The 14205-nt window shown below is 73.7% G+C and carries 10 protein-coding genes and 3 tRNA genes; 7 read left to right on the top strand and 6 right to left on the bottom strand.

Translation table 11 applies throughout. The features are described 5' to 3' along the window. Positions 1 to 88: 88 nt before the first annotated feature. Together AC068Z_RS28980 and AC068Z_RS28975 are read right to left on the bottom strand one after the other, a co-directional pair. Positions 89 to 1528 (bottom strand): FGGY family carbohydrate kinase, encoded by a 1440-nt coding sequence (locus AC068Z_RS28980; RefSeq protein WP_478561818.1) that lies wholly within the window; start codon positions 1526 to 1528, stop codon positions 89 to 91. A gap of 36 nt (positions 1529 to 1564) precedes the next feature. After that, complete coding sequence (locus AC068Z_RS28975; RefSeq protein WP_478561815.1) at positions 1565 to 1870, bottom strand: YtxH domain-containing protein; 306 nt, start codon at positions 1868 to 1870, stop codon at positions 1565 to 1567. Between the two features lie 143 nt (positions 1871 to 2013). On the opposite strand from AC068Z_RS28975, the gene AC068Z_RS28970 reads away from it, so the two are divergent. The 3 genes from AC068Z_RS28970 to AC068Z_RS28960 all read left to right on the top strand — a co-directional run bounded on the left by AC068Z_RS28970 (position 2014) and on the right by AC068Z_RS28960 (position 2420). Next, positions 2014 to 2086 (top strand) — tRNA-Asn (locus AC068Z_RS28970). Positions 2087 to 2091: 5 nt separating this feature from the next. Beyond that, positions 2092 to 2164: transfer RNA gene (locus AC068Z_RS28965), tRNA-Asn, on the top strand. 179 nt (positions 2165 to 2343) lie between these two features. Then, positions 2344 to 2420 (top strand) — tRNA-Ile (locus tag AC068Z_RS28960). A gap of 134 nt (positions 2421 to 2554) precedes the next feature. Here AC068Z_RS28960 and AC068Z_RS28955 read toward each other — a convergent pair. Then, positions 2555 to 3058 carry a hypothetical protein gene (locus AC068Z_RS28955; protein WP_478561812.1) on the bottom strand — a complete coding sequence of 168 codons (504 nt, stop codon included), beginning with the start codon at positions 3056 to 3058 and terminating at the stop codon, positions 2555 to 2557. Between AC068Z_RS28955 and AC068Z_RS28950 the strand changes: the two genes are divergently transcribed. The 4 genes from AC068Z_RS28950 (at position 3051) to AC068Z_RS28935 (ending at position 7372) form a co-directional block, all read left to right on the top strand. Beyond that, complete coding sequence (locus AC068Z_RS28950) at positions 3051 to 3191, top strand: hypothetical protein (protein ID WP_478561809.1); 141 nt, start codon at positions 3051 to 3053, stop codon at positions 3189 to 3191. The genes AC068Z_RS28955 and AC068Z_RS28950 overlap by 8 nt on opposite strands. A 676-nt stretch (positions 3192 to 3867) precedes the next feature. Continuing rightward, on the top strand, positions 3868 to 4554 hold the full coding sequence (locus tag AC068Z_RS28945; RefSeq protein WP_478561806.1) for a response regulator transcription factor: 687 nt from the start codon (positions 3868 to 3870) through the stop codon (positions 4552 to 4554). Beyond that, the gene (locus AC068Z_RS28940; protein ID WP_478561803.1) at positions 4535 to 5863 is read left to right on the top strand and encodes a sensor histidine kinase; all 1329 of its coding nucleotides are present in this window, start codon (positions 4535 to 4537) and stop codon (positions 5861 to 5863) included. Before AC068Z_RS28945 ends, AC068Z_RS28940 begins: the two co-directional genes overlap by 20 nt. A 171-nt stretch (positions 5864 to 6034) precedes the next feature. Beyond that, positions 6035 to 7372 (top strand): hypothetical protein, encoded by a 1338-nt coding sequence (locus AC068Z_RS28935; RefSeq protein ID WP_478561800.1) that lies wholly within the window; start codon positions 6035 to 6037, stop codon positions 7370 to 7372. 30 nt (positions 7373 to 7402) lie between these two features. Here AC068Z_RS28935 and AC068Z_RS28930 read toward each other — a convergent pair whose 3' ends face one another. From AC068Z_RS28930 to AC068Z_RS28920, 3 genes are all read right to left on the bottom strand, one after another. After that, the gene (locus AC068Z_RS28930; RefSeq protein ID WP_478561797.1) at positions 7403 to 8440 is read right to left on the bottom strand and encodes a rod shape-determining protein; all 1038 of its coding nucleotides are present in this window, start codon (positions 8438 to 8440) and stop codon (positions 7403 to 7405) included. Positions 8441 to 8598: 158 nt separating this feature from the next. Next, positions 8599 to 13197 (bottom strand): SAV_2336 N-terminal domain-related protein, encoded by a 4599-nt coding sequence (locus AC068Z_RS28925; RefSeq protein ID WP_478561794.1) that lies wholly within the window; start codon positions 13195 to 13197, stop codon positions 8599 to 8601. Continuing rightward, positions 13187 to 14203, bottom strand: a complete 1017-nt coding sequence (locus AC068Z_RS28920; protein WP_478561791.1) for an AAA family ATPase — start codon at positions 14201 to 14203, stop codon at positions 13187 to 13189. Before AC068Z_RS28920 ends, AC068Z_RS28925 begins: the two co-directional genes overlap by 11 nt. Positions 14204 to 14205: the final 2 nt, after the last annotated feature.

Here is a 14205-nt window from a genome sequence, read left to right as displayed (position 1 = left end):
TCGGCGGCGGGGCGGTTGGTTGCCCCTGGCCCCTATCGTCGGACACTCCGCCCGCGTTACCTCAACTGATTAACCCAACGAGGGTGCGCTACGAGCGAAAGGCCCCCGGATGGGTCTGCTCCCGCACCGACACGAACTGCTGCCGGACCGCCTGTCCGACCGCCAGTTCGTCCCCGGGCTCCAGCACCTGGGCCGCGGCTCCCCGCCAGGCCGGCGGGGTGCGCGCGTCGAGCGTGCCCTGGGTGGCGCCGAGCGCCCAGGCCGCCTGGCGGGCGGCGCCGATCGCCGCGTAGTCCGCGGGCTGCGGCACGACGACCTGCGCGCCGAACAGCGCGGGCGCCGAGGCCTGCACCGCGGCCAGCTCGGCGGCGGCGCCCAGCAGGAAGACCCGGCGCACCTCGACGCCCCGGCCGCGCAGCACGTCGAGGGCGTCGGCGAGTCCGCACAGCATGCCCTCGAACGCGGCCCGCGCCAGGTGCTCGGGCCGCATGGCCTCGCGCCGCAGCCCGGCGAGCGTGCCGGCGGTGTGCGGCAGGTTCGGGGTGCGCTCGCCCTCCAGGTAGGGGAGCAGGACCAGCCCGTGCGCGCCCGGCGTCGACTTCATCGCCAGGTCGGACAGGCTCTCCAGATCGGGCAGGCCGAGCAGCTCGGCGGTGCCGCGCAGGGTGCGTACGGCGTTGAGGGTGGTGACGACGGGCAGGTGCATGCCGGTCGCGTCGGCCAGCGCGGTGATCATCCCGGTGGGGTCGTGCAGCGCCTCGGGGTGGACGGCCATCACGGAGCCGGAGGCGCCGAGCGAGACGACCGCGTCGCCGAGGCCGATGCCGAGCCCGAAGGCGGCGGCCATCGTCTCGCCGGTCCCGGCGGAGATCAGCAGCCCCTCCGGCGTCGTACCGGCCGCTTCGGCGGGGCCGATCACCTCGGGCAGCATCGCCTGGTGTCCGAGGGCCAGCTCGACCAGATCGGCGCGGTAGGTGCCGCCGGCGGCGGACCAGTAGCCGGTGCCGGAGGCGCCGCCGCGGTCGGTGGTGCGGCGCACCGGGCGGCCGAGCAGCTGCCACACCAGCCAGTCGTGGGCCTGCAGCAGGACGGCGGTGCGGGCGGCGGCGTCGGGCTCGTGCTTGCTGAGCCAGCGCAGCTTCGTCACCGGCTGCGCGGCCTGCGGCACACAGCCCACGGCCTGCGCCCACGCCTCGCGCCCGCCGAGCGCGTCGATGAGATCGGCCGCGGCGACCTGGGCCCGCTTGTCGCCGCCGACCATCGCGGGCCGGGTGGTGTTGCCCTGGGAGTCGAGCGGTACGACCGCGTTCTGCTGCGAGGAGACGCCGATGGCCTGCACTCCCTCGAGCAGGCCGCCACCGGCGGCCTCCCCGAGCGAGAGCAGCCAGGCCTGAGGATCGACGTCGGACGGCCGCCCCTCGACCGGGTGCGGCGCGTACCCCTGCCTGAGCACGGCTCCGCTGTCCGCGTCACAGACGACGATTCGAGTGAACTCGGGCGAACTGTCGAGCCCGGCGACTATCCCCATGGCGAAAATTCTATGGGTCCCGCGCCGTGCCCACGCCTACGTGTTGCTGGTGCCCCAGTCGTCCTGTTCCGCCCTGCTGCCGTTGTGGTCGCGCAGGCTGCGTACCCGCTGGGCCACGGACTCGGGAACGCGGTCGCCGACCTTGTCGCTGACCGCGTGGTAGGCCTTGCCCGCGTAGACCTTGCCCTGCTGTGCGGCGGTCTCGGCGGTGTTGCGCACCGCCGGGTTCTGCGCGACCTGGCGTGCCGATTTCTTCAGCTGCTCGTAGCGTTCGCGTCCGGCACGGGTGCCGAGGACGTAACCCAGAGCCAGTCCGACGACGAATGTGAGCTTGTAGCGCATGGAGGCCACCCTTCCCTCGCGTAGGTCGGTGCCGGGGGAACCGATTGGCGGAGCACCCCCCTGCTTGCGCTAATGTATGTGTCGCAGCGAGCGCCCGCCCCCTGGCGAATACCCAGGTAGGTGCGTTCGATGCAACGAGGCATTCCTCCGTAGCTCAATTGGCAGAGCAGCCGGCTGTTAACCGGCAGGTTACTGGTTCGAGTCCAGTCGGGGGAGCTCGGTCCTCCGTAGCTCAATTGGCAGAGCAGCCGGCTGTTAACCGGCAGGTTACTGGTTCGAGTCCAGTCGGGGGAGCAGGTTGAACGAGGACCCCTCAGGGGTCCTTTTTCATGTCCTGTTCGGGGCCCCGGGAACCGCGCGGGGCACGCTGAAGTCCTTCAGGGCATGCGTAGTCGACCATCCGAAGCAGGAGATCGTATGAGCGGCTATGCTGCGGCAGACGGCGCGTACAAATGTGCGCGACACGCCGCTATGGGGCGGTAGCTCAGCCGGTTAGAGCAGCGGACTCATAATCCGTCGGCCGTGGGTTCGAGTCCCACCCGCCCCACCACGCACCCTCCGTGCAGAAACGATGCGACCTGCGGTCGGGAGGCAGGGGGCCAGGGGACGGGGTCCCGCCCGGGACCTCCTACGCGGTCTCCGCCCACGGCAACTCCCTCAACTCATTGCCCTCAGCCTCTTCTCCTACGAGGTCACCGGCACCGCCTTCGGCATCGGCGCCGTGCCGGCGCTGCGGCCGCCGGCGGGCGTGGTCGCCGGGGCGGTCACCGGACGGCTCGGGCGCCGGACCGTGATGATCGGGGCCGACACCACGCAGCCCATCGCCATGACCGCGCTCGCGCCGCGCGGTTCGCGGAGGCCGCTGTCCCTTTGCTGCTCGGGCTCGCCGTCCTGGTTCTCGGCGCCGGGAACACCTGCTTCGGCGTCGCCCTGCGCGGCGGCCCCGGCCATGGTCGGGCAGGAGGGCCGCCCCCGCGCCAACGGCCTGCTGGTCACGGCACGCTCGGCTTCGCCTCCGCCGCCCCCGTCCGCTCCTACGGCGGCTACGGCCTCGCCTTCGCCCTCACCGCCGCCGGCTTCGTGGTGTCCGGCCCGGCCCTGCTGATGCTGCGCGCCCGCACCGAGGAGGAGGGCGGCGAGGCTTCGACGGTCCCGTCCGGCCCTCGGCGGTGTCCAGCCCGTGGCCATCGCCGACCCGCCCGCCCCGGGCTCGCCCGCGCGCGAACGCCTGCCGCACGCCCGCGCGTTGCCGCGCGACCCGCTCGCCCTCACCTCGGGCGCCTTCGACCCCGACCCGCGCCTGACGGACGTACGCGACTGAACCAGGGCGGGCAACTGCCACCCGTGAGCGGCCGGTTCACCGACTTCGGCCGGGCCGAGGATGCCCTCGCGGACGTGCGCAGGGTCGAGCTGGAGCGCCACTGGCGGGCCGAACGTTCGTCGGCGCGCCGCTGCGGTTGGCGCTGCCGTACGACCACCCCCGCCCTCCCGTCCTCTCCGGCCGGGGCGCCTCGCACGTGTGCACGGTCGGCGGGGAGACGCCGAGCCGGATCGGCCGCCGTCACGCGCCTCGGTGTGACGCCGTACACCGTGCCGGCCGCCTCCAGCGCCGACCGCCCCCAGCGGGAGCGGGCGCAGACGGTCGGGCTTAGCGGGGATGCCGTGCTGGTGCGGGCGCGGCTGTCCGAGGCCGGGAGTCTTGGGGAGCTGGTGGAGGAGGTGGCCGAGAGCCTGTTCGCGGTTCTGGGTCAGGAGGATCTGGTGCTGATGGGCGCGGTGGAGGTGGTGGTGCCGGGCTGTTCCCGTTCGTGTTGTTCACCGTCGTCACGGCTCCGCCGCCGACCCTGGAGCTGCCGTCGTCGCGGACGCGGGTGGCGTCGGGTGCCCTGCGAGCTGTGCGTGGTGCTGGAAGCGGGGGAGGTGGTGATCAAGGTGACCGTCGAGGGGGGCCAAGAGCCTCACCGCGCTGCTCGGCGAGCTGCCGGTAGCGTGAGAGTGTGCGCGTGCTGGTCGTCGAGGACGAGGAGCGGTTCGCGGCGGGGCTCAGGGACGGCCTCGAGGCCGAGGGCTTCGCCGTCGACGTGGCCCTGGACGGCGTCGACGGTCTGTGGATGGCCCGCGAGAACGCCTACGACGCCATCGTCCTCGACATCATGCTGCCCCGCCTCAACGGCTACCGGGTCTGCCGCGAGCTGCGCGGCACCGGGGACTGGACGCCCATCCTCATGCTCACCGCCAAGGAGGGCGAGTGGGACGAGGTCGAGGGCCTGGACACCGGCGCCGACGACTATCTGACCAAGCCGGTCTCCTACGCCGTACTCCTGGCCCGGCTGCGGGCCCTGCTCCGGCGTGAGGCGCATCAGCGGCCCGCCGTGCTCACCGCCGGTGACCTGCGGCTCGACCCCGCCACCAGGACCGTCGCCCGGGCCGGGCGGGAGATCGAGGTGACCGCGCGGGAGCTGGCCGTGCTGGAGTTCCTGCTGCGGCGGGCGGGCGAGGCCGTGTCCAAGCGGACCATCCTCGACCAGGTGTGGGGCGACGACTTCGAGGGCGATCCGAACATCGTCGAGGTGTACGTCCGGCGGCTGCGCAACAAGGTGGACCGGCCCTTCGGGCGGCGGTCGCTGCTGACGGTGCGGGGGCACGGCTACCGGCTGGTGCGGGATGACCCCGGGGACCGGTGAGCAGGCCCGGCGGCAGCTGCGGGCCGTGCGGGTGCGGGCCACGGTCATCGCCGTGCTGGCGGTGGCGCTCGCGCTGATCGCCGGGGGCGTGGCGCTGGTGCTCGGGATGCGGACGGAACTGAGCAACGACGTCCGGGACGCGGCCCGGGAGCGGGCCGGCGAGGTGGCCCGGGTGATCGAGGCGGGCCGGGGGGTGCCGACGCTGGCGGTGCACGCGGAGGACGAGGAGTTCCTCCAGGTCGTGGCGGCGGACGGGACGGTCGTCGCGGCCAGCGAGAACGTCGAGGGCCGCCCGGCTCTGGCCCGGCTCGCGCCCGGCGGCGGTACGACCGTGGAGACCGGCCTCGACGAGGACGCCTTCCTGGTGGTCGCCGTCGGCGCGACGGACGGCGACCGGGAGCTGACCGTCCTGGACGGCCGGGCCCCGTCCGGGGTGGCCGAGGCGACCTGGACGGTCACCCGGCTGCTGCTGATCGGCGTCCCCGTGCTGCTGGTGCTCGCCGCCGCCGCGACCTGGGCCGCCGTCGGCAGGACGCTCGGGCGGGTGGCCCGAGCCGAGGCCGCCCAGCGCCGGTTCGTCTCCGACGCCTCCCACGAACTGCGCTCACCCGTCGCCGCCGTACGCCAGCACGCCGAGGTGGCCCTCGCGCACCCCGAACGGGCGGACACCGAGGCGCTGGCCGGGACCGTGCGGGAGGAGGCCGTACGGATGCAGCGCCTGGTCGACGACCTGCTGCTGCTCGCCCGCGCCGACGAGAGCGCGCTGAACGCGGTGCGGCGGCCGGTGGACCTGGACGACCTGGTCCTGGAGGAGGTACGGCGGCTGCGCCCGGCCCCGGAACCGCGGATCGACTCCTCGGGGGTCGGGGCGCGCCCGGTGACCGGCGAAGGGGCGCTGGGGCGGTTGCGCACGGCCCCGGAGCTGCGGATCGACTCCTCCGGTGTCGGCGCGGCCCGGGTGACCGGAGACGAGGAGGCGCTGCGGCGGCTGGTCCGCAACCTCGGTGAGAACGCGGCCCGGCATGCCCGCGCGCGGGTGGCGTTCGCGCTGACGGACACCGGGGACGGGCGGGTGCGCCTGTCGGTGGACGACGACGGCCCCGGCGTTCCGCCGGACGACCGCGGACGGGTCTTCGACCGCTTCGTCCGGCTGGACGAGTCCCGCGCGCGGGAGGAGGGCGGGGCGGGTCTCGGCCTGGCGATCGTCGCGGAGGTGGCGGCGGCCCATCGGGGGCGGGCGGAGGTGGCGGAGTCGGCGGCCCTCGGCGGGGCGCGCTTCGTGGTCACACTGCCGTCGGCGGGGGAGTGACGGCCTTTCAGTGGGCGTACCCGTCGTCTTCTAGGTGGTTCGACCCTCTGCTGCTTCTCCTCGCCTCGGGTTTCTGACCGTGCGTTCAGGGGCGTTCAGCGGGTGTTCAGGGGCGGGGAGGGATGCTCGGCACAGTGCATTCGTGGGTGGTACGTCGGTGAGGAGGCCGCCATGAACACGCGGCGGAGGTTGCTGTGGCCGGGGGCCGTCGTAGGGGCCGTGGTGTTGATGGCCGGGGCCTGTGCCGGGGACGCCGGCGGGTCGGAGGGGGCGGGGACGGAGGACTGTGTCCGGGTCGTCGACGAGGAGACGGGCGAGACGGGCGAGGAGTGCCTGCCCCTCGCGCCGGAAAGCGACCGGGTGGACCTGGAGAAGCCGGTCTTCTCCCACCCCACGCGGATCACGAACCCCCTGCACCCCACCAGCGAGGTGGACCAGGTGATCATGGGCGGCCGGACGGACGGCGAGGTCTTCAGGACCGAGGTGAGCCTGCTGCCCGGTACGAAGACCATCACCTGGGACGGCACCACGGTCCCGGCCCTGACCTCGCAGTACGTCGCCTACTCCGACGGGCGGATCCACGAGGTCGCCCTCGACTGGTACGCCCAGGCAGACGACGGGTCGGTCTGGTACCTCGGGGAGGACGTCTTCAACTACGAGGACGGGGTCGTCGCGGACACGGAGGGCACGTGGCAGGCGGGCCGGGACGACGCGCCCGCCGCGATGATCATGCCCGCGGCTCCGGAGAAGGGGGACGTGTACCGGCCGGAGAACCAGCCCGGGGTCGTGTTCGAGGAGGTCACGGTGAAGACCGTGGACCAGACGGTGGACGGTCCCTACGGGAAGGTCGGCGGCGCGATCACCGTGACCGAGGTGCACATGGACGGCTCCACCGAGGAGAAGGTCTTCGCGCCCGGGTACGGGGAGTTCTCGACCGGTACGGAAGGGGGCGACCTGGAGGCGGTGTCCCTGGCGGTCCCGACGGACGCGGGGCAGGGGGCCGCGCCGGCGGAGCTGGACTCGCTGGGGCGTTCGGCTCGGGCGGCGCAGGACGGTGAGGTGATGGGGGCGGACGCGCGGGCGGTGCGGGACGCCTGGGCCGCTTATCTGTCCGCCGACACCGTTCCTTCCCTGCTGGAGCGGCAGATGACGCGGGATGTGGAGGCGCTGACGGGGGAGGAAGCCGGTGAGGCGGCGCTCCGGGTGGCGCAGAACGCGACCGATCTGCGGCTGCGGTACGAGTCCGTGCGAGCGGTGGATCTGGAACGGTTCGGGATGTGGGCCCGGCAGTTGGGGATCGACGCGCGGGCGGCTGACGCGGGGGCCGTCGCCGGGGATGTGACCAGCCTTGAACTGGCCTGGGCGAGGTTGAAGGACGACTCGGGCGCGGCGGAGAGGGTCACCGCGGAACTGGAGGCGGCGAGGGAGGCCGCGGACCGGGAGGACACGGAGGCGGCGGAGCGGGCGTCCGCGTCGCTTTCGGCGGCCATCGCGCGGGTGGGTGGGTGAGTCGTCGCTCGCCCCTGCCGCGCCCAGGCGTCAGGTCGCCAGTGGGTCCAGCTCCAGCGGCGTGATCTTGCCCTCCAGCATCGTGCCGAGGCCCTGCACCGCGCAGACGTCCGGCCGTTCGGCGATGTGCACCGGCATCCCGGTCGCCTGCCGCAGCATCTGGTCGAAGCCGGGCAGCAGCGCGCTGCCGCCGACCATCATGATCCCCCGGTCCGCGAGGTCGGCGACCAGATCGGGCGGGCAGTCCCGCAGCACCTTGCCGATACCGTCCAGCACCGCCGTCAACGGGGTCTGGATGGCGTCGCGTACGGCGGCGGTGTCGACCTGCACCGAGCGGGCGAGGCCGGTGGCGACGTCCCGTCCGTGGATCTCCGTCGAGGCGGGGCCGTGCGGGGTCAGCCCGTTGCCGGACAGGGCGAGCTGCAGCGGCCGTACGGACTGGCTCGGCAGCATCAGCTCGTGCTGGTGGCGCAGGTGCTGCACGATCGCGTGGTCGACCGCCTCGCCGCCCACCGGGATCCGCACGGCCGTCACGATCGAGCCGAGGGAGAGGACGGCCACCTGCGTCGCGGCGGCCCCGCACACCATGATCATGCTGGCCTCGGGGCGCTCCACGGGCAGCCCGCAGCCCACCGCCGCGGCGATGAGCGTGTCCACCAGCTCCACCCGGCGCGCCCCGAGGCCGACCAGCGTCTCGATGGCCGCCCGCTGGGCCAGCGGATCGGCGTCGTGCGGGGTGCAGGCGGCGGCGCGCAGCCGGGGCTTGCGGCGCAGCGTGCGGCGGACCTTGTCGCCGAGCAGGTGCCGCAGCATGCGCTGGGCCATCTCGATGTCGACCACCGTGCCGCCGGAGACGGGCCGGACCACGCGGATGTAGTCGGGCGTACGGCCCGTCATCTTCTCCGCGAACTCGCCGACCGCGATCAGTGCGCCGGTGCGGGTGTTCACGGCGGCGGCGGAGGGCTGGTCGACGACGAGCCCGGCGCCCTTCACGTACACCCGCGTCCTCGCCGCGCCCAGGTCGACGGCGAAGTGGCAGCGACGCAGCTGCTCCAGACTGGCGGTCATGGCAGGTCCTCCCGAGAGCACAGACCGTGGGCCGCCGGGTGGTGGCCTCATTGGCATCGTGCGGGGGCGGGGGAGGGGGCGCGTGTTGTGGTGGGCCGGGCGGGGGGCGGCTGAATGGGGGTTATGTGGCTTTTGTCCGTTGTAAAGGTGATGTTAGGTCAGCGCGTGCGGGCGGCGGCGAGGAGGGGGCGGAGGCTGGAGGCGATCAGCACATGAGGGTCCTTTCCGCGCAGGCGCCGCCGGGCCGCCTCGTTCGGGGCGTAGCCGATGAAGGGGAGGCTGATCGTCCGCGCGGCGATCAGCTCGGCGGTGGTGGAGGCGACGAGGACACACGCGGAGACCGGCACCTGTACGTGGTCCAGCGCCTCCAGCAGGACGTGCGGATGGGGCATGAGCCGGTTGAGGTCGAGGGGGCGGCCGTAGACCCCTCCCACCACGTGGTCGGTCAGTCCTGTCCGGTCCAGGTAGCCCGTCACCGCGCGGGTGGCGCGGTCGCTCACCACGGCGGGAGACGCCTTTCGCGCGAGCAGGGCCCGGATCAACTCGGCGGCGAGCGGGGTGGGCTGTGCGGTGTGCGACGCGCGGAGGTCGTGCGAGTCCACCAGCGCCCGCACCTGACGCTCCGACTCGTGTCCCGCGATCGCCCGGAGCAGGTCCAGTGAGCCGGCGTGATCCTCGATGGAGCCGACCGGGCCGCCGGCCGGCAGCACGGGCCGCCCGGACAGGGCGTCCTCAGGGTGCCGTTCCTCCACCAGCAGCCGGGCGACCTCCCGGAGCACCTTCCGCTCGCTGCCCTCGGGGTAGAGCTGTGCCAGCACCTCGTCGAACCCGAACAGCACACAGTCCGCGGTCCGGATCAGCTCCTCCGCCGAGCGGCGGGACGCGGAGCGCGCGCGTGTCGCCGGCGGGCTCCAGCGCATCGCGTACCCGGCCACGCGCCACTGGGCGAGAGCGTCGGCCAGTTCGTCCCGGCTGCTGCGGCGGATACGGGCGATGACCTCCTTCAGCATCTCCGGTACGTCGAGGGAGGGGTTGGCCGCGGCTTTCAGCGGATCGTCGACGCGCCAGGCCACGGTGGCGCCGGGTACGTCGGTGAGGGAGAGGTGGCGTTCTCGCAGGTCGACCTCGAAGTAGCGCCACTGGGCCAGGACATGGGCGGGGAGCTGTTGGACGGACGGCGCGTCCGGCAGGACGAGTTCTCCGTTGCCGGACAGGACGATGACATGGTCCGGGTGACCGGGCTGGGGCATCCGGCCGTCGTACGGCATGGGGAAGGGACCGCGCACCGGCCCGCCCTTGGCGGTGGTCCGGTCGAGCAGGCGGTACCACCCGACGGTGCCGTGGAGGGGCTGGAAGTCGTACGGCGCGGCGACTCCACCGACCCTGACCTCCCTCTGGTACCAGAAGGCCGACAGAGCGACGACCGCCTGCGCCTTGGAGGCACGCACCACGGACCTGATCCTGCCGAAGTCCGGTGGGTCGCTGTGGGGCGAGTGCCAGAAGGTGACGCCGAGCCGCAGGCCGCCGAGGGCGGACAGATGCGCGGGCAGCCCGTCCATCGTCGCCCGGAACAGCGGGGACCCGTCGACGTCGGGCTCCAGGTGCGCCGCAAAGCCCCAGTCGGTCCGCACCAGTTGAAAATCCTCCGGCGCCAGCCCGCCGGCCCGCACCAGCTCCTCGACCACATGGCGCAGGGCGGCCAGGGCTTCCATGCTGGGCCGTCCCTCCAGGAACTCGTAGCGCGCGAAGCCCCGGTGCTCGACTGCTCGTTCGTCCTCGCCCTCTTCGGCCATCAGCTCTTCCGGCCTCGGCTGCGGGGCCTCGGCCAGGATGTCGCGGAGTTCGTGGCCCAGGGCCAGCAGTTCGGGGTTGTCGCCGCCGGAGACCTCGTACTCCTCGAACACGTCGACCGCCTCCTCCGTACGGCCCTGGCGTTGGAGGGCGATCAGGTACAGGCGGCGGAAGTCCTCGCGGGAGGGGTGGGCTTGGACGAGGTCGGCGAGGTCGGTGGAGGCTCGCTCGAACTCGCGGAGCTCCAGGTCGAGTTCGGCGCGGGTGGCGCACAGGGAGAGGCGGAGCTGGTGGAAGCGGGTCCGGGCGGAGGCGGCGGCGGGGCCCGGGACCCCGGGCAGGGCGACCTCCCCCGCCCAGAGGTCGAGCGCGCTCTGCACGGTCGCGCGGGCGGCCCCGGGGTTGCCCTCCGAGTGTTCCGTCTCCGCCTGGTCCACCAGGCGCTGGCAGTGGATGACGTCCACGTAGTCCGCGCTGGTGTGCAGTGCGTACCCGCCGGGCAGGGTGGCCAGCACGCCGGGTCCCAGGGCGTTGCGCAGCCGGGAGGCGTAGGTCCCGAGCAGGGCCTCGGAGCGGGAGGGAGGCTTGCGGCCCCAGATGCCATCGGTGAGCCGCGCGTGGGTCACCTCGCGACCGTGGTGGAGCAGCAGCATGGCCAGCATGGCCTGTTCCTGCGGGGAGCCGGGGACCTGGAGTGGGCCGAGGATGCGGTAGCGGCGGGGCTCGTATGCCGACCGAGCCGACGCGTCGAGCATGTGCTGCTGGAGCAGGCGCAGCCCCTCCTGCTGCACTCGCGGCCGGTCGTCCAGCAGGGCGTGGCAGGCCCTCCCGAACGCGGTGCGCAACCCCTCCGGCAGGACGGCCAGTTGCTCGTCGTCGACACGGGTGCCCGCGATGGGCCTGCCCGCGGACAGGTGGAAGACCAGCTCGCCGAATGCTCGCAGATCCGCCGAGTGCGCGGACCGTCGTCCCGCTCCGAGCTGGAAGAGCGTGAGCTTCGCCGTGCCGTCCGGCAGGAGCATCACCCGGGTCATGCCCAGCCCGCCGTGCGCGACGCCGGCCTCATGGACCGCCGTGAGGGCGTCGGCGAGTTGGCGCACGAGTGACACGAGGAGCGGCGCCGGAAGCCGGTATCCACCCGGCGACGCCAGGGCGTTCAGCGCGATGCCGTCCAGGTGCTCCATGACGACGTACGGTTTGCCGGGCTCGGTCACCCCGTAGTCGAGGAGGGCCACCACGTTCGGGTGGGTCACGGACTTCAGGATCCAGGCGTCCCGGAAGAACGCCTCGATCCGGGCCGGGTCGCTCGGCGCCGAGTGCACCCGCACCAGAACCGGCCGCCCCAGTACGGTGTCCTCGGCCTGCCACAGGGAGCCCGGACCGAGCCGTCTCAGGAGCCGGTAGCGCGTACCGAGCCGCGACCGCAGCTCCTCCCGCGCCCCCACCAGCCGGTCCCGCGTCTCCTCCGTCACCGTCGCGATCGGCTCGCTCCGTGTCGCCGTGACCGTCCCGGAGGTCATGGGTGTCGTCGCGTGGATCTCGCCCGCCGTCACCCCGGCGCGCTCGTCGATCAGCGCGCCGAGGCGGGAGAGGAGATCCGTCGTGCGGCGCCGGGCCGTGCGCGACAGGCTGCGGAGCAGCAACTCCCGTACACCGGAGCGGAAGGCGTAGCTGCCGGGCGGCCCCGCCACCCCCGTGAGCATGCCGCTGAGGATCACCTCCGCGAGGTGCTGCGGCCGTGGCCGCGGTTCCAGCGCGGCCTGCACCAGCCGCATCACCGGCAGGTCCGGACGCCCCAGCGCGAGATGCCCGGCCAGCCGGAAGGCCTCCGGGGAGGCGGCGGCACGGAACCGCAGCACCAGTTCCTCGGCGGACAGTTCGCCGATGTCGGTACGGTCCTCGGTGTCCGCCGGCCCGCCCAGCCACCCCACCGCGCCCGGGAACCGCTGATCCCCCGGCGCCGCGACCAGCCCCGCCCAGTTCGCCAGCCACCGGGGACCCGGTTCCAGCACCGGCAGCGGTACGGCCGTACCGTCCACCACGTCGTCGTACGGGGTGAAGGACAGCGCGGAGTTGGGGGCCGCCGGATGCGGCGCGGACACGAGGCCCGCGGTGGTGGGCAGCGCCGTGTCCCGCCACAGGTGCTCCGGGAGCGCTTGTACGACGGCCAGCGGCATCCGACGGGACCAGCGGCGCAGGCTGTTGTACCACCTCGTCCCGGCCGGGCCCTCGCGCCACTGCTGGCCCATGCAGTCGCTGATCAGGAGGGCCACCGTGCGGCCGTCGGCCGGGTCGGGGGTGCGCACCCTGCCGTCGGCGCCCGCGCCGTGGATCGTGACCGTGCGGAAGATGCCCGACTGGGCCAGCGCGGTGTGCAGTTCGCGGACCAGAGGGCGCCAGACCGGCATCGTGGGGCCCGTGTCGTGGATCAGGGTCAGGCTCAGCCAGCGCTCCTGCGCGGGCCGCAGCACCGGAAGCCACCACTCGGGCTCCGCGCCGAGTCGGGCGATGCGGTCGGCGGTGGCGCGTTCGTCGAGTTCCAGGCGGTCGGGGGCGGCCGTACGGCGTTTGAGCGGGCGCAGGGAGCGTTGCAGGGCGAGCGGGTGGTGGAGCATCGGGGGCGCGGGGGCCAGGAGCGCGGCGTGCGGTTCGGGGGTCGGTGCCGGTGCCGGTGCCGGGGTGGGGAGGTGGAGCGGGGCGCGGGGCGGCTCCGGGGGCGGTGGCGGGGTGAGGGCCGGGGGATCCTCCGGCGGCTCCACCGCGGGCGGCTCCTGCGGTCGTACGTCCTCGGCCGCCGAGGCCGGATCCGGAGCCGCCGTGCGACCGGTCTCCTCCGGCTCCTCCATCTGCCGTGCCAGCCAGAGCAGTTCCGCCAGTTCCAGCGCGGTCGGGCGTACGCCGCCGGCCGCCTCGGCCAGTACGTCGGCCAGGCGGACCAGGGGTGGGCGGCGCCGCTCAGAAGGCATCGGTGCTCTGGGCCTCCCCCAGGTACGGCATCAGTTGCTCGGCGAGTTCGTCGAGGGACTCGGCGGTCAGGTCGGAGGAGCGGGCCAGGTAGATGGCGTTCAGGAGCTGGTCGGTGGCCAGGTCGCCGCCGCCGATCCGGGCGAGGAAGCGGGTGATCAGGCGCTGGGCGTAGGCGTCGGGCTCCTCGTCGAAGTGGGCGCGGACGATGTCGGCAAGCCGGGAGTCGTCCGGCTGGCGCAGTCGCAGGGTGACGCAGCGGCGCAGGAAGGCGGGCGGGAACTCGCGCTCGCCGTTGCTGGTGAGCACGACGAACGGGAAGGCCCGGCAGCGCACGCGGCCGCGCTCCACCGCGACCCGCTGGTCGGTGCCGTCGATCATCACCTCGGCGACGGGCGTGTCCCGGGCGCCGCGGATCAGCTCGGGGATCTCGTACTGGCCTTCCTCCAGGACGTTGAGGAGGTCGTTCGGCAGGTCCAGGTCGCTCTTGTCGATCTCGTCGATGAGCAGGGCGCGGGGGCGGGCGTAGGGGAGCAGGGCGGTGCCGAGGGGGCCGAGGCGCAGGTGGTCCTCGATGCCCTCGCCGCCGGGTCCTTCGGGCACGGTGGTGTGCCGGGCCGCGTAGAGACGGGAGAGCGGGTCGTACTGGTAGAGGCCGTCGTGGAGGGTGCTGCGGCTGGTGATGTTCCAGCGCAGGACCGGGCCGAGGCGCAGTTCCCGGGCGACGGCGTAGACGAGGGAGGACTTGCCGGTGCCGGGCGGGCCCGTGACGAGCAGCGGGCGGCGCAAGTAGAGGGCGGCGTTGACGAGTTGCACCGTCTGCTCGGTGGCCTGGTAGGTCGCCGCGCGGTGGGTGCGGTCGGGGGAGACCGCGGCGGCGTCGGCCGTCTCGTGCGGCGCGTCGAGCGGCGGGCCGCCGTCGAAGGCCCGCCAGGGCGGGGGCGGCGGCAGCTCGGTGATGCCGTCGTGCGGCTCGTTGCTGCCGGTGTAGACGGGCCACAGAGGCATGG

The organism is Streptomyces sp. NPDC043726, from assembly GCF_056436565.1.
Note: the sequence above shows the minus strand (reverse complement) of the source record. Positions and strands in the feature narration are given on the sequence as shown.

Bases quoted from the DNA above. Each gene is read 5' to 3' on its own strand.
- AC068Z_RS28935 (WP_478561800.1), top strand. From the start codon at position 6,035: ATGAACACGCGGCGGAGGTTGCTGTGGCCGGGGGCCGTCGTAGGGGCC.
- AC068Z_RS28980 (WP_478561818.1), bottom strand. From the start codon at position 1,528: ATGGGGATAGTCGCCGGGCTCGACAGTTCGCCCGAGTTCACTCGAATC.
- AC068Z_RS28930 (WP_478561797.1), bottom strand. From the start codon at position 8,440: ATGACCGCCAGTCTGGAGCAGCTGCGTCGCTGCCACTTCGCCGTCGAC.
- AC068Z_RS28955 (WP_478561812.1), bottom strand. From the start codon at position 3,058: ATGGCCACGGGCTGGACACCGCCGAGGGCCGGACGGGACCGTCGAAGC.
- AC068Z_RS28925 (WP_478561794.1), bottom strand. From the start codon at position 13,197: ATGCCTTCTGAGCGGCGCCGCCCACCCCTGGTCCGCCTGGCCGACGTA.
- AC068Z_RS28920 (WP_478561791.1), bottom strand. From the start codon at position 14,203: ATGCCTCTGTGGCCCGTCTACACCGGCAGCAACGAGCCGCACGACGGC.
- AC068Z_RS28975 (WP_478561815.1), bottom strand. From the start codon at position 1,870: ATGCGCTACAAGCTCACATTCGTCGTCGGACTGGCTCTGGGTTACGTC.
- AC068Z_RS28940 (WP_478561803.1), top strand. From the start codon at position 4,535: ATGACCCCGGGGACCGGTGAGCAGGCCCGGCGGCAGCTGCGGGCCGTG.